The sequence below is a fragment of the Photorhabdus cinerea genome, assembly GCF_011189575.1.
Taxonomy (GTDB): Bacteria; Pseudomonadota; Gammaproteobacteria; order Enterobacterales; family Enterobacteriaceae; genus Photorhabdus; species Photorhabdus cinerea.
On the sequence record NZ_PUJW01000006.1, the window covers coordinates 71214 to 95095 of the forward strand.

The window sequence follows — 23882 nt, forward strand, 5'->3', positions numbered from 1 at the left end:
CTAACTGACGGAATTGCTATGACACAAAACCAAAGTCCATTGTACAGCCAGCTTCCTGCTATTGATCGTTTGTTGCATGAGCCACAGATAGCGCTATTCGTGGAACAACATGGACAGACGTTGGTAACGGCAACATTAAGAAAAATGCAGCAACAGGCCAGAACAAATATCAGGCAGCATCAGGAACTGCCTGATTGGTGTGATAACTGGGCGGTGGCACTTGGTCAGCAATTGGAACAAAAACAAGCTTTGTCCTTAAAGCCGCTGTTTAATCTCAGTGGTACAGTACTTCATACCAACTTTGGCCGGGCATTAATGGCAGAGTCGGTTATTGAGGCGGTGACACAGGTGATGCGTTCACCGGTAACGCTGGAATATTCCCTCAATGGCGCTGGGCGTGGACACCGTGATCGTGCTTTGGCGAATTTATTGTGTGAATTAACCGGGGCGGAAGATGCCTGTATCGTTAATAATAATGCAGCGGCTGTGTTGTTATTGTTGGCAACTGTGGCATCCGGTAAGCAGGTTGTGGTTTCTCGTGGTGAGTTGGTGGAAATTGGTGGGGCATTCCGTATTCCTGATGTGATGGCTCAGGCAGGATGCCGATTGGTTGAAGTCGGTACCACTAATCGTACTTACCTGAAAGATTATCAACAGGCTATCAATGAAGAAACCGCTCTTCTGATGAAAGTTCATACGAGTAATTACAGCATTGAAGGTTTTACTGCCGAAGTTTCCGGCCATGAACTGGCGAAATTGGGGGTTAAATCTCGAATTCCTACCGCTATTGATTTAGGTAGTGGTTCCATGATCAATATGGCTCAATATGGATTGCCTGCCGAACCTTTGCCCCAGGACTATCTGAATCAGGGCATCGATCTGGTCACTTTTTCTGGGGATAAATTACTGGGGGGACCGCAGGCTGGAATTATCCTCGGTAAGCAACAATGGATAGACGCCATCCAGCGTCATCCACTGAAACGCGCTTTGCGGGCAGACAAAATGACTTTGGCTGCTTTGGAGGCCACATTGCGATTGTATCAACGCCCTGAACAACTTTGCTATCAATTGCCAACGCTACGTTTGCTAACCCGTTCACAGCAAGAAATATATGATTTGGCACAACAGCTATTACCTCAGATTCAGGCATATTATAGTGGCCAGTTTATTGTTTGTGATGAGCCATGCTACTCACAGATTGGCAGTGGTTCACTGCCGGTCGATCTTCTGCCTAGCTGGGCTTTGACTTTCACTGCCATTGATGGTCAGGGCAGGGCCTTGGAACAGTTGGCCCAGCACTGGCGTGGATTAGCGAAACCTATTATTGGCCGTATCTCTGAAGGGCGTTTATGGTTGGATTTACGTTGCCTTGAAGATGGAAGAGCGTTGTTGCAGGCACTATTACTTTAATTTTCTAGAACTGCCATAATTTTCTGGAACTACCATAATTTTCTGAAAATATATATGATTTTTGCCACCGCAGGTCATGTTGACCATGGTAAAACTACGTTGATTCAAGCTATTACCGGTGTTAATACGGCACATTTGCCGGAAGAGAAAAAACGAGGTATGACCATTGATCTGGGTTATGCCTATTGGCCGCAACCAGATGGGTCTTCGGTTGGTTTTGTTGATGTGCCCGGACATGAGAAATTTCTCGCTAATATGTTGGCAGGGATAGGGGGTATCGATCATGTTTTGCTGGTAGTTGCCTGTGACGATGGGGTAATGGCTCAAACCAAAGAGCATTTGGCTATTTTGCGTTTGATTGGTTGCTCTGTAATTACAGTTGCGCTCACTAAGGCAGATCGGGTGGAATGGCAGCGGGTAGTTGAAGTCCGCCAACAGATTGAACATGAGCTGACAATTCAGGGTTGGATTGATCCTCCTTTGTTTGTTACCGCAGTCACCGATGAAGAGAGTATTGCCCCTTTGCGGCGGCATCTGTTGCAGCTACACCAGCAAAACAGACAACATGAAAAGTTAAATCAGCGTTTTCGTTTGGTGATAGATCGCGCTTTCAGTGTAAAAGGCGCGGGCTTGGTGGTGACGGGAACGGCATTGGCTGGCCGCGTCAGTGTGGGGGATATCCTCTGGTTGACGGGCAGTGATAAGCCAGTCAGGGTGCGTGGCTTGCATGCTCAGAATCAACAGACAGATACGGCTCAGGCCGGGCTGCGTATTGCACTGAATATCACCGGTGATATTAGTAAAGAGCAGGTTTCCCGTGGTGATTGGCTACTTTCCCAACAGCCCTTTGAGAATGTGGAGAAGGTGCTGGTAGAACTAGAAACTGATGAGCCTTTGCGAAATTGGCAATCTCTTCATATTCATCATGCTGCCAGCCATATCACTGGCCGGGTTTCATTACTAAATCAGCTTTCTGATCAGCCTCTGTTGGCTGAACTGGTACTTGATCGCCCATTATGGCTGGTTGAGAACGACCGATTGATATTGCGCGATATCAGTGCCAGAAGAACACTTGCCGGAGCAAGAGTGATAAACCTAAATTCTCCTCGCCGTGGTAAGCGTCAGCCAGAGTTTTTGTATTGGCTCACCCTGCTTGCCAGAACATCGGATCATGCTGCTAATTTAGTACTCCATTTATCACGGGGGGCACTTTCTGTTAACCATTTTTCTTGGGCGCGTCAGTTAACGGACGAGACTCTCCATCAGTTAGTTGCTGATATGGATGTGATTATTGCTGGTGGTATGGTGTTATCACAGAGTCATGCAGAGTTGGCAGAACAGAAACTATTACAGGTTTTAGCTGAATATCATCAGCAACATGCTGATCAACTGGGTTTGGGAAGAGCACGCTTAAAGCGGATGGCTTTGCCAACGTTGAATGAAGCGCTAGTTTATACTCTGATCGATGTATTGCTCGATAATGGGCAATTAGAACAAGCTCGTGGTTGGTTATATCTTCCTGAACATGGTTTGGCTTTCAGTGACGAACAGGAAAAACTGTGGCAGCGAATAGCTCCCTATTTTTCAGATGATCCCTGGTGGGTACGTGACTTGGCTGCTGATTTAAAGGAAGAAGAGGTGACAATTCGCAGTTTATTGAAAAAAGCAGCGCAATTGGGACATATTACGGCCATTGTTCCTGATCGCTATTATTGTAGCCAACGAATGCAGCAATTCGCGGAACTTATCCGAAAGTTTAATCAAAATCATGGTGCGATCACTGCCGCCGATTTTCGTGATGAACTGGGTATTGGCCGTAAACTGGCTATTCAGATACTGGAATTCTTTGATCGCAGCGGTTTTACTCGTCGTCAGGCTGAATTACATATTCTCAGGGATCATGGATTGTTTTGATGATTTTTTGTGTTTAAAAAGTGGACAGGATCAGCAAAATTACAGTTTTGGTTCGATTGATTTAACTTGCCTGTGTTATTTTTGCCGACTGTTACTAACATGAGCTTTCTATTGACTGGATTTAGTACGATATGAAAAAGAAGATAATATCGAGTGTTTATCTGGGATTATTGTTTATTGCAACTTTAATACTGGTTTTTGAAAAAAGTGATAGTGATGATATTTACCCAGCATTGGTAGCTCTCGGTGTGTTTGGCGTAATATTTGGTATGGTGTTTTTTGTTTCGGCCCGGTTACTATTTTCTGCCGCCTTTACCGGAACACTATTTATTATCTTTAAATTTCTCAATCAGATAAAAGTTCATTATTACAAAGAACAGCTCATGTTCTCTGACCTAAACCTGATGTTTGATCCTGCCAATCAGGAAACATTGCGGCACTATTGGCTAGCTGGTTTGGCTGTTGTTGCTATGTTTATCTGGTTGATTTTTAATATGATACTCAGTTGGAAAAAATCATCACCTTTCCGTGGTTTCAAATGGCGAATTGCCAGCCTGGTGCTGGTTGTAATCTGTGTATGGGAAGTGAATGTTACCGCTAATGCGTTTAGAGAGCAGTGGGAATCTTCACTACCAAAAGGGCGTGGTACCGTCACCAATATGGTAATGTCAGCTAAAGATGCCAAATATCATACTCCTCAGTTTGGCCAATCATCTGATTATTTCCTGCAACTGGCTAAGCGTGTCACGCTGCCTGTGCCGCAGTCGGAAATCAAACCAGATGTGGTGATGTTATTACAGGAATCAACGGTTACCCCACATATCTATCAGTTACCGGATGATTCACGGCTACCTAATCTTTATATGTTCCAGCGGAATGCCGGGGTTAGTGCACAGAGCGCAATGAGGGTACAAACTTTTGGCGGTGGTACTTGGTTATCCGAATTCTCTGCTCTGACAGGTTTGAATACGGATGATTTTGGTTCACGTAAAAATGCTGTTTTTTATTTTATCGTCGATCACCTGAAATACAGTTTATTCCGTGAGATGAAACAAAATGGCTATTACACCGTTGTTTTGACACCATTTAATAAATCCTCTTATCACTCTGGTCATGCTTACCAGACTCTGGGGGTTGATCGTATTATTCAACCGCAGGAATTAGGCTATCCCGCCAGTCTTGATGAAAATCTGTGGACTATCCCTACACAGAGCATGTTGGATTACGTGAAAAAAATCCTGGCGCAGGAAACTGATAAGCCGCTGTTTATTTTCTCACTGACTATGTATGAACACGGCCCATATGATGAAGATCATTCTGATGATTACGGACTTTCCGGGCATGTGAGAGATTCACAGGCAGCTGGTAAGTTCAGCCACTATATGGAGAAAATCAAAGCCTCTGATCCGGCAATCAAAGATTTCAGCGAGTTTGTTGCTAAACGGGAAAAACCGACCATTTTCCTTTATTTCGGTGATCATCAGCCTAATATCAACTTAAATCAATACAATAGTGTATTTTCAAATCCGGGTTATATCACTCAGTTCACCATGCGGGATAATTTGAAACAGGGAGAACCGGTTCAGGCTGATGAGTTGACTGATATTTCATACCTTGGTGGAATGATTATGGAGAGAGCTAAACTGAATGTTTCACCTTTTTATCGGGCGAATATGACGATGCGCCATCTCTGTCGAGGAGCGCTGGATGATTGTCAGGATAAAGAGCTGGTAGATAGTTACAAATACTATATTTATCAGCAACTGAAAGTTGCTGATAAAAACTAAATCACAAAGTACTAAGCGAGTGGGTGCCATATAAATATGGCACTTGCTGTATTTTAAATGTCGGTAAACTTTTTCTAACCTTTTTTAATTATTTTTCAGTTACGCTTTCACCATTTGTTGTAACAGAATAATAGAGATGATTATCCCCTCTATTATTAAATTGTTCGCATATTCGGTCAATAAAATCATTCAATATCATTGATAATATTGAGAATTCAATATATTCAGTGCACATAAATATGTAAATGAAATGTCAGTCTGACCAATGGATTTAGACTGGTATCACATAATTATACAGGCCGATTCTTATTTGGTCCCTGCCAATGTTAAAGTGTAAATATTTCTTATGCATTTTGTTCGGGAATTAAAGATGACTAAACCTGCATCAGATGTCGTTCCTGGTTATTTCTTTGGCTATGGTCAAGTATTCGGTGTGTCTTCTGAACTATGGATTTTGCAATAAGTGGCAGCATTTTGGCTGGATAAACTGAAAGAACTTTATGACTTTATTGGTGCCGGAATGGACATCATGGAGTCTGTTTCTTGTGCTCTGGCCATGGTGGATTTAGTTGATGGTTATCCGGTTCGGTGTGCGATTTTTTGCGCCAACCTCGGGGGAGATGCGGACGCCATCGGTACCATGGCTGGAGCCATTTCTGGCTGTGCGGTAAGCGATCTTTATCCACCGTAAACATGGGTTACCAAAAAGGGTTTATTGATGGCCTGTAGGTGAGGATTACAGCCTTGGGCTATTTGTCTCTTTCTTCATTGCAGGGCTATGGCTTATGTTTAGCCAGAAAAAGGAGAGTCTGATGGACGGGTTACTGCCGATTACTGTTATCGGTGCGGCTGCGGGAGATATTGTTCTCAGTTTACCAAAGCTTCCTCGTAGTGGTGAAGACCGGGAAGCGAGAGAAGTCGAGCAGCAGATCGGCGGCTCAGGTTTTAACGTTGCTCGGGCTTTGGTCCGTCTGCAAGTCCCTGTGATTAATGGTATTCCTGTCGGTAATGGATATTGGGGTGAGCGGGTAACTAAAGAGATGCAAGCTCTTGGGCTTAAGGTTACGTTAATCAACTCATGTCTTGATAATGGCTGGTGCCTGGCAATGGTCGAGCCGGATGGTGAGAGAAGCTTTGTTTCCGTTAGTGGTTGTGAAGTTGACTGGAGTGCGGCAATGCTCTCTTCTATTACTCTTCCGGAAAAGGGGTATCTCTATTCCAGTGGTTATGTTATGGCAAGTAAAACTACGGCGATTTTGTGTGACTGGTTGCTGACTTTACCTCTTGGGCAGACATTACTGCTGGATTTTGGTCCGCGTTTACCAGAGATAGATCCTGCCTTCATTAATGCATTACCTGCTGACCGAACCATTTTGACTCTGAACCGTGATGAGGTTGCTATGTTGTGTGGAGCAGGCGATTCTGTCACTCAGGCTAGCTGTTACTCCAGTAAAAGAAAAATCATTATTATCTGTCGGTTAGGTTCACAAGGTGCATGGATATGCTTGCCTGATCGCACTCCTGAACATGTTCCTGCCTATAAGGTGAAAGTGGTAGATACCATCGGAGCTGGTGATGCTCATAGTAGTGGCATACTGGCTGGTTTATCACAAGGAATGTCTCTGAGAGATGCTGTTAAGCTTGGCAATCGTGTTGCTGCCATTGTTGTCAACCGTTCTGGTGCTGCTGGTGCACCAACTATAAAAGAGCTAGAGGAGTTTGTGTTTGAATAATCATCTTCAGACACTACATCTCTTAAATATTAAGGGGCGTCGCTAAAATGAGTGCAATACTGCCAGATTGGAAACGAAAAACAGCTTTATTTTTATCGGCTCAAACAATTTCTCTGCTGGGTTCTTCCATTGTCCAGTTCTCGATCGTCTGGTATATCACCTTAAGTACTTCATCGGGAGAAATGCTGGCTATTTCGGTACTCTGTGCATTTCTTCCACAGGTATTAATCTCTTTATTTGCGGGTGTTTGGGCTGATACTTACAACCGTAAGTTGCTCAGTATTGCCTCTGATGCGTTAATTGCATTAGTGACTCTTGGCTTGGCGATCTCTTTTATGCTCGGATTCAAGAGCATTGAATTGCTATTTGTGGCTCTGCTTCTCCGTTCATTTTGTACGGGAATTCAGACTCCGGCAGTGAGTGCCATCATTCCACAACTGGTCCCGAAAGAAAAACTATTGCGGGTCAATGGTATTAATACTTCTCTGACTTCACTAATGATGTTGGCATCTCCTGCCATCAGTGGTTTTTTGTATTCTCAAACTTCGCTTGAAAATATTTTTTTAGTGGATGTGGTAACTGCCATTATTGGCATTAGTATTGTTGCATTTATTCCTATTCCCACAGTAGCTTCTGATTCTATGCCGGATAATAAATTTCAGGCGATTTTAGCTGGTTTTCGCTATCTGCGAGAGAATAAGATAATTAGAAATCTTTTGCTTTTCCTGATTTGTGACTGCTTCCTGGTTAGCCCTGCTGCGTTTTTGACGCCACTATTGGTTAACCGAACATTTGGTGAAGAATCATGGCGCTTAGCTATGAATGAAGTGACATTTAGTGCGGGAGCAGTTTTAGGCGGATTGCTGATTTCTTTCTTGAGTGAATATAAAAATAAACTGCGTATAACGGCAGTAGCTTGCGCATTTTCTGGTATATTTACGATTGCTCTTGGCTATGCGTATTGGTTCCCGCTTTATCTGGCATTAAACGTCTTTTTGGGCATGATAATGCCTTGTTTTAACGCACCGATAGTAGCAACTTTTCAGGAAGAGGTTAAACCTGAGATGATGGGAAGGGTATTTAGTTTAGTCCAAATATCTATGTCCTGTTCTTTGCCATTAGGTATGGTGTTGTTTGGTCCAGTTGCTGATTATATTAGTGTTCAATCTCTTTTAATAATATGTGGTGGGTTGATATTATTGACTGGCGCCCTGTTTTTTATGTTTAACGGAGAAGGCAATAGAGAAAGTAGCAGAGTCGTTTAGTCAGGCTAGTATTGCCAAGGATATCGCATTATTCCGGTTGAATATGGTCAGTTATGTGATAAGCACAGCGTCGTGAACCGGTGAGAATGTACTCTACTCGTTTGACTTGAGCTTGAAGTATATCCTGAAAAACGTTCAACTCAGCGCGACAAAAACCCTGGCAGGTAGTAGCGGCAGCGCAAATGGGGCAATGGTTTTCTACCAGTAAAATGGCGCCGTCTTCGGTATGCGACCACTGAGCCATGTAACCTTCACGGCACCTTATGGCAACCAGACGCTCGACTCGTTCTTGTAGGTTAGCCGCCCCATTCATTGCCTGCTGGTAATTAATACGGGTTTCCTGCTCGCGGGTATCAATTAACAAATCTATTGCCTTTTCACCCAACTGCTTACGGATGGTGTTTAATAGTTGTACTGTTAGTTCAGCATGTGCATCTGGGAAATGCGCATGACCCGCGGCTGTTAAATGCCAAAGCTGGATTGGACGACCAACCCCTCGTGCTTCTGCGATAGCTTCTACGAGTCCTTCTTTAGCTAACTTCACAAATTGTTGCCGGGCGGCCTCTCCCGTTGTTCCCAGTATTTTTCCGGCATCGGAAGCCTGTTGAGGACCACGGGTTTTCAATAACATCAGTAATCTTTCACCAACGGACTGTGTAACTATCGTGCTATTTTCAAAGCTTTTGCTTGACATATTGCTTCGGCTCGTCTTAATTTATTCCAAGAAAATTCTTGTTTAATTTAACGCAAGACCCATATTAACTCAATACTAATGCAGGATAATGACTGTGATAATAACCAATGAAAGCCATTGGAGAGATTTGTTCTCCGGTAAAAATGCGGCCAGTGCTTTGGCGTTATCGTTGGGAGTTGCGTTACACGCGATTAATATTTTAATTGCAACAACTATCTTACCTTCCGTTGTACAGGATATTGGTGGCCTGAACCTTTATGCTTGGAATACGACTCTGTTCGTCGTCGCTTCTATTATTGGTTCTGTCTTATCTGCACGTTTGCTTAATTCACAGGGTTCGCGTAATGCTTATCTGGTTGCGGCGCTGTTATTCTTTTTTGGCAGTTTATTATGTGCGCTTGCGCCAACGATGGAAGTGATGCTGATTGGGCGAACTGTCCAGGGCTTTGGTGGAGGACTGTTGTTTGCACTCTCCTATGCGTTGATCAATCTGGTATTTGAACAGGCGCTTTGGCCTCGAGCAATGGCGTTGATATCTGGAATGTGGGGTGTTGCGACGTTGGTTGGTCCCGCCGTGGGTGGGATCTTTGCTGAGATGCATGCCTGGCGTTATGCCTTTGGCATCATGTTGCCAATAATGTTGTTGTATGCGGTTTTCACTTACTTAATTTTGCCCAAAGGTAAACCAAAGGGTCAGAATAAAGCAGCATTGCCACTGGTGCAGTTAGTTTTATTAGCGGGGGCGGTATTGATAGTTTCTGCTGGCAGCGTATCTGAAAGTGTGAAGCTGAATTTTGCGGGAATTATGCTGGCATTAGTTCTGATAATATTACTAATTTGCTATGAACGTCGTTCAGTAATACGTTTGTTACCTCATGGTGCATTACATTTGGGTTCACCTCATGCGGTGCTATTTGCCACTATTTCATTGTTGGTGGTTGGCATGACCAGTGAAGTATTTATCCCATATTTCTTGCAAATATTGCATGGTCAATCACCGTTGGTTTCCGGTTATATGGCCGCGGCAATGGCAGCAGGTTGGACTGTTGCAGAGATAATTAGTGCAGGCTGGCGTGGAGCGGGTATTCGCCGGGCAATTATCAGTGGGCCGATATTCGTACTGATAGGTATGTTAATTCTGTCTTTGATGTTATCACATCCCTCAGTTGGACATTGGCAAGTGATGATACCTATTGTGATTGCACTGACTTTAGTGGGATTTGGTATCGGTTTTGGTTGGCCGCATTTGTTAACTCGCATCTTACAGATATCGTCAGATGCCGATAAAGATATCGCTGGCGCTTCAATTACAACGGTGCAGTTATTTGCTACAGCTTTTGGATCAGCATTGGCGGGTATGGTAGTGAACCTTTCAGGGCTTAACGAACCCGGTGGTGTAGCAGGTGCCGCTTCTGCTGCACACTGGTTGTTCCTGATATTTGCTATCGCACCATTATTAGCGTTGTTTACTGCGTGGAGATCGGCGAAGATTGGGCCGGTAGTTGGATAATCTTGTTAAAGTGATGGAGTCCATTGCAGTATTAAAAGCTTGTATACCCGCCAGAGCTGCGCTGGCTGAGCTTAAGCAAGCTGGTGAATTGTTGCCTAATCAGGGGTTACTTATTAACTTGGCGGCCACTATGCATGAATACAGCTATTGAAGTTTGTAGCCGACTAAAGCTACTGATATGAATATTCGCAAAGTTCCCGGTACAACGCTTAGTAATCAGGCAACTGGTGAAATTATTTATGGTAACGAAGAGCGCTGTCCGCTTATTACCATCATTAAAAGTATGCCCGCGAGCGATTGCCTCTACCATCTGAGCGCTCAGCAAACCATTTATCCATGTTCGGATCTGTATGTCTGTAGTTTTCCTATATATCCACTTGCTCCGAGATGTACTTAAAACCTAGTAAGTACAGTTTAAGTACAACACAAAAGTGCGCTGTATAAGACTTTAGGGCATTTAAGAGCCCGTATTTACATGGGCTTGTAATTAGTCATAAGACATTTGAGTCTGTATGGAAACTTACTCAGTATCCTGAATATGCTCATTGTATTTTTTATTTGACTGATATTAAATGGTTTTTTTATCTTTATTTGGTACGTCAACTTGGTACATGAAACCAATACTATTAGTTGATCATAAAAAGCGATTAGGTTATAAGTTAAGATATTCTTATGAGAATCTTCTTGGTGAGGTTATATATGTCTATTGATGTCGCGTTCTCTATTGAAATCGAAGACTTTCTTGATGCTGACAGAGCTTATGAGTTTTTTTGGGCAGGTAAAATTACAGATAAAAAAGCATTTTTATGCCCTGGTGAAAACTGCATGGCACAAGTGACATGCGCAAATTTAGATGAAGAATCACAAAACATGAAAGTGGTGCCTCATTTCAGAGTTTATGGTAAGCACGATGAACAATGTGAAATATTTAGGAAGGTACCACTTAAGATTACAGAGTTGATTGTATCCGCTCAAGCCGCTGAAAAAAAATCTGTTGATCTATCTGTAGTGGATACTTTTTCTCTCAAAAGACCGGATTCATATTATGAATCGAAAAATTCCAATCGGGATAATATTGAAAAAAGCGTCTTGGAAAGGAAAAGGTATATAACAAAAAACACATCATATAATTTAAAACAAATCGGCACTATAGGTAAATTATATTCAGTAAGGACAATCGTCGGTAGGTATCTTCGGTATATTTCCGATGATTCATTAAAAAATAGAAGAATAAACGTGAAAGGTCAAGATATTCCCTACTCATCATTTTTAAAGAGCGTTTGGGAGCAAAGTCTCAAGAGCTTACCAGAGTATGACATAGTTTATTATGGATGGGCTTATGTAGATAGATATGAGAAAGGATATAAGATAAAATTTAAGAAAGGTTTCAAAGACAATGAAGGAAAAATATTGCAAGCATCGTTTTTTGTTAGTGATAAAATTATTGATAAATACCCTATAAAGAATCTAATGATAAGACGCTTAGCAAAAATATCTTCAATGGCTAAGCCCACTGGGTTTGTGTTTATATATGGTAAACCAAAGTATTTTAAATCACCTAAAACAGGTAAAGAATATATAAACTTTGATATGTTTAATCTTGACTTTATTGATATAAATAAAGAAAGCCCGCTACCAACAAGAAGATAACAGAATAAAAACTTATTTGTTATTATATTTTTGGGTTGCTTATTAAGCAATTATTGTTTTTCTGATTTTTACTTCATATAAACTAGATTTTAATATTGCGTCTGATCAAGATTAAATAATTTAACAGGAAAAGTATAGTTAGGAATGATAGGAAAATGATTACACTTATTCCACTTTGTATGAAGCCTAATGAAAACTGCAATACTGCTGTTAATATGGAAAGCCAGATAGAGAGATTGTCGAAAAATAAAAGTGTATTTAATGAAGCATAATCTGTACTGGTTTTGATTAGTACACTTCAACTCTGGCCGAGAGAGTTTTTTTACTCTTTCACGAGTTTTAGCAGGGATAGATCGCCATATGAACCGATCCATATGACGCTATAACTGTAACGGAAACGCCAAACAGGGTGTTTATAATTTTCTCGTATAGAATATAAACCGTTTCCATCCGATTTTCTTTCGAATCATTAACTGGATTTTATTCCCGCTCTTATTTGTTTATCTGTGAACTTTGGCATTGTGCAATTTCCAATAATTTAAGGCGGGTACACCTAAGCGAGTTTTAGGTATTTAAGGTATACCCCTTAATCATGTGCTATTGCGAGACTCTATGCAATCTTCTGAAATAAGAAAAGCCAGCAATATCTGTGCGTTACTGGCTTTTGGGAATGTGATGAGAGGTTATGAAACGCTATTCGATGTTTTGAATCTGCTCTCTCATCTGCTCAATCAGCACCTTCAATTCAATTGCGGAATTAGTGATATCGGCATTGATGGATTTGGATGCGAGTGTGTTAGATTCGCGGTTGAATTCCTGCATCATAAAATCCAGACGGCGGCCAACGGCCTCTTTTTTCTTCAGGATATTGCGGGTTTCTTTGACGTGAGCGTCCAGGCGATCCAATTCTTCTGCTACATCAAGGCGTTGAGCTAGCAGAACTAACTCCTGTTCAAGACGATTATTTTCAAGCTGTACCTGAGCTTCTTCCAGCTTGGTTTGCAGGCGTTCCCGTTGCCATTGCATAATTTCAGGCATCTGCTGGCGAACTTTGCTGACTTCTTCGGTGACAGCATCCAGACGTTGTTCAATCATCGTCTTGAGTGCGGTACCTTCGGTTTCGCGGCTTTGAATAAAGGCATCCAGTGTTGTATCCAATTCTTTCAACAGTTGGGTACTGATAGCATCCAGATCTTGCTCTTCCGCAGCCATAACGCCTGGCCAGCGCAGAATATCAACAGGGTTGATTTCACCTTCATGACTCTGTTGTTTGACCCAATTTGCCGCATGCACCAATTGTTTTGCCAAGGTTTCATTTAAGATGAGTTCTCCCTGAGTGCGTGAGTCCAGTTCAAAACGTAGGTTGCACTCAACTTTTCCGCGAGTCAGACGGGAACGAATACGCTCACGGATCACCGGTTCTAAACTTCTGAATTGTTCTGGCAGGCGGATATAAGTCTCTAAATAACGCTGATTAACGGAACGTAGTTCCCAAGCGGCATTTCCCCATTCACTTTTGATATCTCGCCGTGCGAAAGCAGTCATACTACGAATCATGATTCGTTCCCATTTAAACAAAAGATTAAGGGATTATAACGCTCGTCGTAGATGTAGGATAGGCATTAGACCCATTAGGCCGTATAATGCGCCCCCAATAATGATTTAACAACGGAGATAACACTATGCGCCCAGCAGGAAGAGCGGCAGAGCAAGTGCGTCCTATCACTATAACTCGTCATTACACTAAACACGCGGAAGGCTCGGTTCTGGTGGAGTTTGGAGATACCAAGGTGTTATGTAATGCATCCGTTGAAGAAGGTGTTCCCCGTTTCTTGAAAGGTCAAGGACAGGGTTGGGTTACGGCTGAGTATGGCATGTTACCGCGCTCTACCCACAGCCGAAATGCTCGTGAAGCAGCGAGAGGCAAACAGGGAGGACGTACAATGGAAATCCAGCGTCTGATTGCCCGTTCACTGCGTGCCGCTGTTGATCTGAAAAAATTGGGTGAATATACCATTACTCTGGATTGTGATGTCATTCAGGCTGATGGGGGTACCCGTACTGCTTCTATTACTGGTGCTTGTGTAGCGCTGGTTGATGCGCTGAATAAAATGGTTGAAGCAGGCAAATTGAAAGAGAATCCGCTGAAATCAATGGTTGCTGCGGTTTCTGTTGGTATCGTGGAGAGCGAAGGTCGTTGCGATTTGGAATATGTGGAAGATTCAGCGGCTGAAACTGATATGAACGTTGTGATGATGGAAGATGGTCGGATGATTGAAGTGCAAGGTACTGCGGAAGGCGAGCCATTCAGTCATGATGAGTTGTTGTCCTTATTGTCCCTTGCTAAAGGGGGACTAGAGACCATTTTTGCAGCGCAGAGAACTGCTTTAAAATAATTCAGTTGATCAAGGTGACGTAAAAGTCGCCTTTTTTGTGCCTGTTGTATGCTGTTGTATGGCGGATAATTAGAGCTAAGTAGAGAGGAGAGACACCAATGAAAGCCTATCAGCGCGAATTTATCGAGCTTGCGTTAAAAAAACAGGTATTAAAGTTTGGGGAATTTACCCTGAAATCAGGACGAAAAAGCCCGTATTTCTTTAATGCCGGGCTGTTTAATACCGGGCGTGATTTGGCGTTAATCGGGCGTTTTTATGCGGCAGCATTGTTGGATAGTGGTATTCAATGTGATTTGTTGTTCGGACCTGCTTACAAAGGTATCCCAATCGCAACAACAACGGCGGTTGCACTGGCAGAGCGCCATGATATTGATATGCCATATTGTTTTAACCGCAAGGAAGCTAAAGATCATGGTGAAGGTGGGACTTTAGTCGGTAGTCCACTTAAAGGCAATGTCGTATTGGTTGATGATGTTATTACTGCGGGCACGGCTATCCGTGAATCTATGGAAATTATTAAGCAGCATAGTGCGACTCTTGCCGGTGTGATGATTTGTCTTGATCGTCAGGAACGTGGGAATGGTGAAATTTCGGCAATTCAGGAAGTTGAAAGAGATTACAGCTGCAAAGTGTCTTCCATTATTACCTTGAATGATTTGATTAATTATTTAGGTGGTCAGCCAGAAATGAAAGAGCATTTGGATGCAGTGGAAGCGTATCGTGAGCAGTATGGTATTTGATAGTCAGTTTTAAAAAAAGCCCTCGCCCAATAACGGGCGGGGTGAGTAGTAGAATAAATCATTGTAACTGAGCCCGTAATAATGGCCAGCGCGCTTCAAATTCCTGTGTTGGACGATAGTGGAATTCTGAGCGGACAAAGCGTGATAGCATCCCTTCACAAAATGCTAGTAATTGGGCGGCTAACAGCGACTCATCATAACTGAAACCTTGCCCATCACGTAATTTTTTCTCTTTCAAAACTTGACGGAGCTGTACTTCAATTCGTTCAAACAACTGATTTATACGCTCTTGTAGCCGGTTTTGTTCAAACATTAGAGCATGGCCTGTCATGATACGAGTCAGCCCCGGGTTTTTTTCTGAGAAACCTAGAATCAGGGCTAATATCAGGCGAATACGGGCAATGGTATCTTTCTCGTCTTTCAGAATCAGGTTAATCCGTGAAATTAATGAGTCTTCAATAAACTCAATCAGACTGTCAAACATCCGGGTTTTACTGGGAAAATGCCGGTAGAGTGCGGCTTCGGAAACACCCACATTGGCGGCCAGTTTAGCGGTGGTTATCCGGTGGCTACCATCACTGGACTGTAACATATGCGCTAAAGCCTGCAAGATTTCCTCGCGCCTGTTTCTTTTTTTCATATTTTCGTTTTCTGCCATATCGGATAAGACCCCTGCTAAGAACAGCAAAACAAACCAATGATCCTTTGCTCAAAGATACTTTGAGCAAAGGATATGATAATGGGTGAACGGTATTAGGTTTTACAGAGAGTTATTGGCGACCGGAATGACCAAAACCACCGCTGCCTCTTTCGCTGGTTTCAAAATCTTCTACCAGATTAAATTCAGCTTGAATGACAGGTACAAAAACCATTTGAGCGATGCGTTCGCCTGGTTCGATAGTGAAAACTTTATCACCACGGTTCCAGACAGAAACCATCAGTTGGCCTTGATAATCGGAGTCAATCAAGCCAACCAGATTACCCAAAACGACGCCATGTTTATGTCCAAGGCCAGAACGAGGCAGAATAACGGCTGCCAGTTGTTCATCGCCAATATGAATGGCAAGCCCGGTCGGAAGAAGTTCAGTTTGTCCAGGAGGCAATTCTACCGCCTTATCAAGGCAAGCCCGCAAATCTAAACCGGCAGAACCAGGAGTGGCATAAGTTGGCAGGGGAAATTCCTTCCCGATACGTGGGTCAAGGATTTTAACGTCGATTTTTTTCATCATAGCGTCTGACTATCTCGTCTAATAAATGGTGGCTGAGTAATAATTTATTACTATGAGGTAAGCGGATTTCTCCCTCATGCCAGAACAAATGTAATGCATTAGTATCGCTGTTAAAGCCGTGGCCAGTAAGGGATACATCATTCGCACAAATTAGATCCAAATGTTTTTGGTTCAGTTTTTTGCGTGCGTATTCTTCCACATTCTGGGTTTCTGCTGCAAATCCTACTACAAAAGGGCGGTTTTCTTGCATTGTCGCCACATTAGCAACAATATCCGGGTTTTTAATCAAGGTGAAAGTGACCTCATCACCCTGTTTTTTAATTTTTTCTGTAGCAATTTGTTTAGCGCGGTAATCTGCAACGGCAGCACAACCAATAAAAATGTGCTGTGAACCGGCTACTATCTGTGCTTGTTCATTCATTTCTAAGGCACTGGTTACGTCGATTCGCTTGACACCCGGTGGTGTTGGTAAATGAACAGGGCCTGTGATAAGCGTGACTTCCGCACCGCGTGTCGCGGCAGCTTGGGCGATAGCAAATCCCATTTTGCCGGAGCTGTGATTGCTGATAAAACGGACTGGGTCCAGCGCTTCACGAGTTGGCCCAGCGGTAATAGCAAGTTTTAGGTGAGCTAAATCCTGGCTTGCTTGAAAATGTTGTTCGGCCAGTTCGACAATTGCCATTGGGGACAGCATTCTACCAGGGCCAACGTCACCACAAGCTTGGTTGCCACTGTCTGGGCCCCACAGGAGAACTCCCCGTTCTTCAAGAATCTTGAGATTATGTTGTGTTGCTTGAGCACGAAACATTTGCTGATTCATCGCAGGAACCGCAGCAATGGGGGCTGAGGAAGCCAGACAGACAGTTGTTAACAGATCGTTAGCCATACCTGCCACCAAGCGAGCGAGTAAATCCGCAGTAGCAGGGGCAAGGATAATGAGTTCAGCCCATTTGCCAAGTTCAATGTGCCCCATAGCGGCTTCTGCTGCTGGGTCTAATAGGTCGTCAGAAATGGGGTAACCGGAAACTGCTTGCAATGTCAGTGGGGTAACAAATGCTTCTGCTGCTGGTGTCATCACTACACGTACCTGCGCACCGCGATCACGCAAACGGCGTATTAACTCGGGAGTTTTGTAAGCGGCTATCCCTCCGCTGATACCGAGCACAATCTGCTTGCCGGAAAGTCCTGCCATCATGATTGTCCGAATATAAGTTGCAAGGGCTCTGGATTTTATCACAAGAGATTACAGAGTTGAGGATAGTCTGAGTTTTGATAGTAAAAAAAGGTAAGTTTGCGAGCGGCTACGCAGCTCTTGATTATGACATTCGCGCTTATTTTTACGGCATGGAATACTGCTTGTATCAGATGAAACAGAGCCGAGAGATGAATATATGGAAGTTAATGTTGCTGAAAATACAGAAGAAATATATTCGAATTTAGCTCCTAGAGAAAAATTGCTGGCGTATGGCTCGGTTTCTCTGACAGATGCTGAGTTACTGGCTATTTTTCTGCGTACCGGAACTAGAGGTCTTCCTGTTTTACGGATGGCTGAATTTCTGCTGAAAGAGTTTGGGTCTCTATACCATGTACTCTCTGCTGATTATGACACTTTCTGTTCTCATAAAGGAATGGGATTAGCTAAATACGCGCAACTGCAAGCCATTGCAGAACTGGCAAAGCGTTTTTTCTCCAGCCAGTTCATACATGAAGATATTATGAGTAGCCCAAGTGTAACCAGAGAATATTTGCAAAACTTATTATCAGGGCGTGACAGGGAAATATTTGTTGTGTTGTTTCTCAATAATCAAAATAAAGTTATCTGCCATGAGGAGATGTTTAAAGGCACAATCAATAAAGTTGAAGTTCATCCTCGTGAAATTGTCAGATCGGCGATCAAGGTGAATGCTTCATCCATTATCTTGGCACATAATCATCCATCAGGTCATGCAGAACCCAGCTTAGCGGATAAGATTGTCACTGATAAAATCATTGATGCCTGTAATCTGGTTGGCATACAGGTACTGGATCATCTTGTTATTGGCCGACAATGTTGTGTCTCATTTGCTGAACGGGGATGGATTTAGTCTAACTTTTTCAAGATCCTTGGGGATCTTTAGTTGTGCGGGACTTGAGCGTCAGCGATTGAGGGCGTATACTACGCCACCTTTGAGGATCTTTGGTTTGGCGAGAAGAGCCTATCTCAGCACATTTTCTGAGTAAATGTGAGTCTTTTCAGTAGAATTTGCTGAGATGGGCTCCTAAGCCTGACGAGGCGGCCATACCCAATACAAAGCTCGAGCTGATTTGATTTTTGGAGAATAGACATGTCCCGAGTCTGCCAAGTTACTGGCAAACGCCCAATGAGTGGTAACAACCGCTCTCACGCATTAAATGCGACTAAGCGTCGTTTTCTGCCTAACCTGCATTCCCACCGTTTCTGGGTTGAGTCCGAGAAGCGCTTTGTAACTCTGCGTGTATCTGCTAAAGGTATGCGTGTGATTGATAAGAAGGGTATTGATGCAGTTCTGGCTGAACTTCGTACCCGCGGTGAGAAGTACTAAGGAGCTGAAAAATGGCTAAAGGTATTCGCGATAAAATCAAGCTGGTTTCTTCAGCTGGTACTGGTCACTTCTATACCACTACGAAGAACAAGCGTACTATGCCTGAAAAGCTGGAAATGAAAAAATTCGATCCAGTTGTTCGTCAGCATGTAATGTACAAAGAAGCTAAGATTAAGTAATTCTGGCTGATTTGATAAAAACCCGGCTTAGGTCGGGTTTTTTGTTGTCTGAAGAATTTTAAAACAGATATTCACTCTTTCTTCTCAGCATTTCATATATATCCTGTTATTCGTAGACGTAAAATGCTGTTTCGCTATACTAACGCCTTCCGGTAGGCTGGATATAGAACTGAAATGGCTAAAGAAAAACTAAATATTTTACATACAGAATCTTCTTGTGGTTGGGGAGGCCAGGAGATACGTATTCTGACGGAATCCCAAGGGATGATAAAACGTGGGCATAAGGTGGTTATCATTTGCTGTCCTGATTCTAATATCTACCGCGAAGCAAAATCTTATGGTGTTCCGGTTGTCGCCTTGCCTATTGAGAAAAAACGTTTGTCTTGCTTTCTTGCTATGCGTAATTGGTTGAAAAAAGAAGGCCGTCAGTTTGATGTTATTAATACGCATAGCTCTACAGATTCATGGTTGGTTGCTGTGGTTTGTGCAACATTAAGGCATATGCCACCAATGGTCAGAACCAGGCATGTTTCTACCAATGTATCCACTTCAATAACAACCCGTTGGTTGTATCTGAAAGCGTGCCAGCATATTGCGACTACAGGTGAAAAACTACGTCAGCATCTGCATGTAAATAATCGTTATCCATTACGGCATATGACATCAGTACCGACCGGCATTGATTTAGGTCGTTTTCGACCAGAAGATAAGAAGGTTTGTCGTCAGAGGATTGGGATTCAGGATAAACCGACATTAGGTGTCGTTGCGACCATGAGAACCTGGAAAGGGCATCGCTATTTGTTGGAAAGTTGGCAATTTCTTCACCAGAAATACCCTGACTGGCAGCTTTTATTTGTTGGTGATGGTCCACAACGTAAATCACTAGAACCTTTAGTGAAGCAGGAAGGTTTGTCGGACAGTGTCATTTTCTTGGGTAACCGGCAAGATGTTCCTGATTGTTTGAATGCGATGGATCTATTTGCATTACCTTCTTTTGGTAATGAAGGTGTGCCACAGGGGATTATGCAGGCAATGGCTTGTGGGATACCTGTCGTATCAACTTCAGTGGGGGCAATTACCGAAGCGGTAATTGATGGTGAAACCGGTTATATCGTGGAACCCAGAAATGCAGCGCTATTGACAGGAAGTTTAGATTTGTTGATGCATAATAATGAACTGCGTTTACAATTCAGTTATTCTTCATTAGAGCGTGCAAAGGCTTTATTCGGAATGGATAATATGTTGGATAAAATGGAAAAGATTTTTGCTTGTAGCATTAAAGATAAAAAACATTAACATTTTTTGCAATTTATTCTAAGCTCTATTCTTTGGTCTATGGTTTTGGGTGATATTTAACTCATTGATGTGAAGTTACTTTTAATTGATTATTAATTAAATTACCCTGTTTCGATCAATCGTACATAAAATAGTTTTATTGTATCTTTTGTTGAATTTTATAACAGATTAATCAGATAATTATCTCATGCAAATCAAAAATATTCTGGTCATTATTATAGCACGTTTCGGTGACACTTTATTGGTAACGCCAGTTATTCGTGCTTTAAAGCAGAAGTGGCCTGATGCGAATATTGATGTTATGGCGCATAAAAGAACTAAACAGATCCTTGAAAATATAAGTGATATCAATCAACTGACTGCTTTTTCAAAAGGCAAGGCAAAATGGTGTGGCTGGTTTACCCGTAGACATTATGATATAGCTTTAGTATATAACGACGATAAGCCTTTATTGCAATATGCGAAACGTAGATCACGCTTAACAGTTTCATTTTCAGATAAGTCTTCGTTGCAACCTGATTGGTTGACGGTAAAAAAGCCAGAGCAGTTGATGCCAGCTCAGCAGGAACGAGCCATGCTTGCTAGTGCGATAGGGGTTGAAGTAAGTGACTGGCAGTTGAATTACTGTGTTAGTGAAGAGGAATTGCATTTTGCCAACAGTTTTATGCGGCAGCATCATTTGGATAATAGACCTCTGATTGGTTTTCAGTTACAAAGTTTCCCAGCAAAAGCCTACCGTGACTGGCCAGTTGAACATTTTTATAAATTAGCTCAATACATTTATAGCCATTATCCACATTCGCATATTATGTTATTAGGCAGTACTGACGGTGAAATTGCTGCACAATCACTGGCAGAAAGACTAGGTGTTGAGAAATGTACTTCACTGGCTGGTAAACTGACAATGCGACAGAATGCGGCAATGATGAGTAAGCTTGATTTGTACGTTGGGGTTGATACAGGGCCGACACACTTAGCTGGTGCGTTAGGTATCCCGATGGTTGCTATGTATCACAGTTTTCACCCAGGCCGTTTTTTAGCGCCTCAACAGCATCCACATTTGGTGGTTATTGAACATCCGATTCATTATATGCAAGCCACACGCGAAGACCCGATGTCGGTTATATCTGTTGAACAAGTCTGGCAGGCAACTCAAAAGTTACTAGAAACTCAGTCATCAGGGATAACAACAAGATGAAAATAGGTTTAGTTGATGTCACTGTAACTATGTCTTACGGTGGTATTCAGACAGCAGTTTGGGAGCTTGCGAAAGCACTGACTGATGCAGGCCATGAAATTCATATTTTTGGTGGAACTGGTAATGTTCAACCAGATCTCAGTGGCAGATCCATACAGATCCATACTTTTCCGTTCATCCCCAGAGAGAAAGTGATTAATCTTGGTCGCCGTTTTCAGCGTATTGTTGAACGTTACTCATTTGCCCGCCATGCTCGCCATGTTGTTATTGCCGAAGATTTTGATTGGATTATTCTAACTAAGCCGTTTGATTTTTTTTGGCCACGAATGATGCCAAAAGAGAGCCGAACTAAGTTTTGCTATATGAGCGGTGGTACCAGCTTCTTCAAGGGGGACAGGAAGCTGAGTAAGAGAATTTCAGCTTGGGTGGCATGTAGTCATTTTAATGCCTGGCAGATTCAGCACCATTTTAAACAATTTCCGCAGGTTATTTACAACGGTGTTGACATTAATAAATTCAGGCCAGCAGATTCTTCTGTCAGAACTCGTCTTGGGATCAGTGATAAAACGTTTTTGTTGACTTTTGCTGGGCGTCTGGTTGGCTGGAAAGGTATGCATGTAGCCATTGATGCAATGGCTCAGCTACGGGATAAAGATGTTAAGTTGTTGATTATCGGCGCAGGTGAAGATCTGCAACGTTTGGAGAAACGGGTTGCAGCACTGCGATTGGAAGAAAAGGTAGCTTTCCATCCACCGGTAGGACATGATCAATTGCCTGAATATTATGCTGCTGGTGATGTGGGGATTTTCCCAAGTATTGGTGATGAAGCGTTTGGGATCACTATTGCTGAAGCTATGGCGTGTGGCAGACCTGTGATTGCCAGTTATATCGGAGGCATACCTGAAGTTGTCGGTAATGAAAATAATTCGGGTATTTTGGTTACGCCAGGGGATGCTTCAGCTATTGTCGATGCGGTTAATGTTTTATTGTCCCAGACAGACAGAGGGCAAAATATGGGAAGGAAAGCTCGTCAGCGGATTGAAACAATGTATACCTGGGAGCATTCAGCAAATCGTTTACTGAAAGCAATAGATAAATAATGAAGATTGCCTATATCGACCCCTATCCGGTTCCAGATTATCGGGTGGCATCATTACAAATCCTACAGAATGTTGACGCATTTGCCCGTCAGGGGGCTGATGTGTACTTGGTTACGCCAGAGGGTACAATTACTGCTGAGGAGATACTTGGGCGTACATTACCATCATCAGCTAAACTGGTTCCTTTACGCAATATCCGGCGTAAATGGTACTTTCCGCTCAATACTCAAAAGATGTTTTATTTCCAGGTTTCCTGTTGGTTGAAAAAGAACAAGATAGATGCTGTTTTTACCCGTAATTTGAAAATGGCAAAATATCTATTATGTGAACATCCAGAAATTCCTCTGTTTTTTGAAAGTCATGAAATTTTTGCTCAGTCATTTAAAGAATCACATGATTTGAGTAAAAATAAAAATCAGTATAAATATCAGAAACTGAAAGAAGCCGAGCACTTTGTTTATAATCAGTCTAGGGTTATTTTTGTTCTGACGTCGTTACTGAGTGATGACATTATCAGTGGATATAGTGTCAGCACACCAATTGTTGTGGCACCAGATGGTGTGGATATGTTGGCCGTGGAATCGATATTATCAGATAAACTTGTATCAAATGACCGTGAATTACCAACCCAGATTCTTTATCTGGGAAGTTTGCATCGTTGGAAAGGTATTCCAACGGCGATTGAAGCGATGATGTATCTTGAAAATGCAGTACTGAATATTGCTGGTGGCGAGCCAGAACAAATTAAACAATTACAACAGATTGCTCAGCAGATTGGTGTTTTTGACAAAGTTAATTTTCTGGGTTTTATTCAACCTAAATTACGTTTTCAGATGATTGCAGATAATGATATTTGTCTGTTGCCATTAACTAAGACCAGCATTGGTAGCCGTTATACCTCACCATTGAAATTATTCGAATATATGGCGATGGGTAAACCTGTGGTTATCTCTGATTTTGCTTCTATTCGTGATGTAGTTGATGAAAATGCGGTTAGTTTTGCCGACAGTGAGAATGCGGAAAGTTTTGCTGAGCAAATTCGGTTATTGAGAGTCAATCCGGAAAAAGTTAAAGCACAAATCAGTTATGCAAAAATGTTGGTGACAGAACGCTTTAATTGGGATCAGCGAGCCAGACTTATTATGCAGACTATATCAAAGGATATTTCTGCATAATAATCGGTGTGACGGTGGTCATATACAGTCATTTGATGATATGAC

Annotated in this window: 23 protein-coding genes and 1 pseudogene; 19 read left to right on the forward strand and 5 right to left on the reverse strand. The window is 42.5% G+C overall.

Annotated features, from left to right (window positions below):
- Positions 1–18 precede the first annotated feature (18 nt).
- From selA to C5469_RS07345, 6 genes are all read left to right on the forward strand, one after another.
- The gene (selA, locus tag C5469_RS07320) at positions 19–1410 is read left to right on the forward strand and encodes an L-seryl-tRNA(Sec) selenium transferase (RefSeq protein ID WP_166304395.1); all 1392 of its coding nucleotides are present in this window, start codon (positions 19–21) and stop codon (positions 1408–1410) included.
- A 54-nt stretch (positions 1411–1464) separates the two neighbouring features.
- Entirely contained in the window at positions 1465–3324 is a 1860-nt protein-coding gene (gene selB / locus C5469_RS07325; protein ID WP_166304398.1) for a selenocysteine-specific translation elongation factor, read from the forward strand.
- A 131-nt stretch (positions 3325–3455) separates the two neighbouring features.
- Positions 3456–5111 (forward strand): LTA synthase family protein, encoded by a 1656-nt coding sequence (locus tag C5469_RS07330; protein WP_166304401.1) that lies wholly within the window; start codon positions 3456–3458, stop codon positions 5109–5111.
- A 463-nt stretch (positions 5112–5574) separates the two neighbouring features.
- Positions 5575–5802: an ADP-ribosylglycohydrolase family protein gene (locus C5469_RS07335; RefSeq protein WP_422615851.1), complete on the forward strand. Its 228-nt coding sequence runs from the start codon at positions 5575–5577 to the stop codon at positions 5800–5802.
- Between the two features lie 121 nt (positions 5803–5923).
- Positions 5924–6844 carry a PfkB family carbohydrate kinase gene (locus tag C5469_RS07340; RefSeq protein ID WP_166304404.1) on the forward strand — a complete coding sequence of 307 codons (921 nt, stop codon included), beginning with the start codon at positions 5924–5926 and terminating at the stop codon, positions 6842–6844.
- Between the two features lie 47 nt (positions 6845–6891).
- Positions 6892–8109, forward strand: a complete 1218-nt coding sequence (locus tag C5469_RS07345; protein ID WP_166304407.1) for an MFS transporter — start codon at positions 6892–6894, stop codon at positions 8107–8109.
- Positions 8110–8137: 28 nt separating this feature from the next.
- Here C5469_RS07345 and C5469_RS07350 read toward each other — a convergent pair whose 3' ends face one another.
- Positions 8138–8803, reverse strand: coding sequence for a helix-turn-helix transcriptional regulator (locus C5469_RS07350; protein ID WP_166304410.1), 666 nt, complete (start codon positions 8801–8803; stop codon positions 8138–8140).
- A gap of 88 nt (positions 8804–8891) precedes the next feature.
- Between C5469_RS07350 and C5469_RS07355 the strand changes: the two genes are divergently transcribed.
- The 4 genes and pseudogenes from C5469_RS07355 to C5469_RS07365 all read left to right on the forward strand — a co-directional run bounded on the left by C5469_RS07355 (position 8892) and on the right by C5469_RS07365 (position 11963).
- Positions 8892–10313 carry an MFS transporter gene (locus C5469_RS07355; RefSeq protein ID WP_207628822.1) on the forward strand — a complete coding sequence of 474 codons (1422 nt, stop codon included), beginning with the start codon at positions 8892–8894 and terminating at the stop codon, positions 10311–10313.
- Positions 10306–10434 (forward strand): annotated as a pseudogene (locus C5469_RS24415) (Fic family protein); the annotation flags it as partial. The gene C5469_RS07355 and the pseudogene C5469_RS24415, both read left to right, overlap by 8 nt.
- 57 nt (positions 10435–10491) lie before the next feature.
- A complete protein-coding gene (locus C5469_RS24420; RefSeq protein WP_207628824.1) occupies positions 10492–10710 on the forward strand; it encodes a hypothetical protein in 219 nt (72 codons plus the stop codon).
- A gap of 302 nt (positions 10711–11012) precedes the next feature.
- Positions 11013–11963, forward strand: a complete 951-nt coding sequence (locus C5469_RS07365) for a hypothetical protein (RefSeq protein WP_166304416.1) — start codon at positions 11013–11015, stop codon at positions 11961–11963.
- A 693-nt stretch (positions 11964–12656) separates the two neighbouring features.
- On the opposite strand, the gene C5469_RS07370 is transcribed toward C5469_RS07365, so the two are convergent.
- Positions 12657–13520 (reverse strand): YicC/YloC family endoribonuclease, encoded by an 864-nt coding sequence (locus C5469_RS07370; protein WP_166304419.1) that lies wholly within the window; start codon positions 13518–13520, stop codon positions 12657–12659.
- A gap of 125 nt (positions 13521–13645) precedes the next feature.
- Between C5469_RS07370 and rph the strand changes: the two genes are divergently transcribed.
- Positions 13646–14359, forward strand: a complete 714-nt coding sequence (gene rph / locus C5469_RS07375; protein ID WP_166304422.1) for a ribonuclease PH — start codon at positions 13646–13648, stop codon at positions 14357–14359.
- Between the two features lie 98 nt (positions 14360–14457).
- A complete protein-coding gene (gene pyrE, locus C5469_RS07380) occupies positions 14458–15099 on the forward strand; it encodes an orotate phosphoribosyltransferase (protein WP_166304424.1) in 642 nt (213 codons plus the stop codon).
- A gap of 58 nt (positions 15100–15157) precedes the next feature.
- On the opposite strand, the gene slmA is transcribed toward pyrE, so the two are convergent.
- The 3 genes from slmA to coaBC all read right to left on the reverse strand — a co-directional run bounded on the left by slmA (position 15158) and on the right by coaBC (position 17523).
- The gene (gene slmA, locus C5469_RS07385) at positions 15158–15757 is read right to left on the reverse strand and encodes a nucleoid occlusion factor SlmA (RefSeq protein WP_166304427.1); all 600 of its coding nucleotides are present in this window, start codon (positions 15755–15757) and stop codon (positions 15158–15160) included.
- Between the two features lie 112 nt (positions 15758–15869).
- Positions 15870–16328 carry a dUTP diphosphatase gene (gene dut / locus C5469_RS07390; RefSeq protein WP_166304430.1) on the reverse strand — a complete coding sequence of 153 codons (459 nt, stop codon included), beginning with the start codon at positions 16326–16328 and terminating at the stop codon, positions 15870–15872.
- Positions 16306–17523: a bifunctional phosphopantothenoylcysteine decarboxylase/phosphopantothenate--cysteine ligase CoaBC gene (gene coaBC / locus C5469_RS07395; RefSeq protein WP_166304432.1), complete on the reverse strand. Its 1218-nt coding sequence runs from the start codon at positions 17521–17523 to the stop codon at positions 16306–16308. The genes dut and coaBC overlap by 23 nt, the downstream gene beginning before the upstream one ends.
- 196 nt (positions 17524–17719) lie before the next feature.
- Between coaBC and radC the strand changes: the two genes are divergently transcribed.
- The 7 genes from radC (at position 17720) to C5469_RS07435 (ending at position 23837) form a co-directional block, all read left to right on the forward strand.
- On the forward strand, positions 17720–18412 hold the full coding sequence (radC, locus tag C5469_RS07400) for a RadC family protein (RefSeq protein WP_166304435.1): 693 nt from the start codon (positions 17720–17722) through the stop codon (positions 18410–18412).
- 240 nt (positions 18413–18652) lie between these two features.
- Complete coding sequence (gene rpmB, locus C5469_RS07410; RefSeq protein WP_004265123.1) at positions 18653–18889, forward strand: 50S ribosomal protein L28; 237 nt, start codon at positions 18653–18655, stop codon at positions 18887–18889.
- Positions 18890–18900: 11 nt separating this feature from the next.
- Positions 18901–19068, forward strand: a complete 168-nt coding sequence (rpmG, locus tag C5469_RS07415; protein ID WP_010847629.1) for a 50S ribosomal protein L33 — start codon at positions 18901–18903, stop codon at positions 19066–19068.
- A gap of 174 nt (positions 19069–19242) precedes the next feature.
- Positions 19243–20364, forward strand: coding sequence for a glycosyltransferase family 4 protein (locus C5469_RS07420; RefSeq protein ID WP_166304437.1), 1122 nt, complete (start codon positions 19243–19245; stop codon positions 20362–20364).
- A 187-nt stretch (positions 20365–20551) separates the two neighbouring features.
- A complete protein-coding gene (locus C5469_RS07425; RefSeq protein WP_166304440.1) occupies positions 20552–21562 on the forward strand; it encodes a glycosyltransferase family 9 protein in 1011 nt (336 codons plus the stop codon).
- Positions 21559–22662 carry a glycosyltransferase family 4 protein gene (locus C5469_RS07430; protein WP_166304443.1) on the forward strand — a complete coding sequence of 368 codons (1104 nt, stop codon included), beginning with the start codon at positions 21559–21561 and terminating at the stop codon, positions 22660–22662. The genes C5469_RS07425 and C5469_RS07430 overlap by 4 nt, the downstream gene beginning before the upstream one ends.
- On the forward strand, positions 22662–23837 hold the full coding sequence (locus C5469_RS07435; protein WP_166304446.1) for a glycosyltransferase family 4 protein: 1176 nt from the start codon (positions 22662–22664) through the stop codon (positions 23835–23837). The genes C5469_RS07430 and C5469_RS07435 overlap by 1 nt, the downstream gene beginning before the upstream one ends.
- Positions 23838–23882 lie beyond the last annotated feature (45 nt).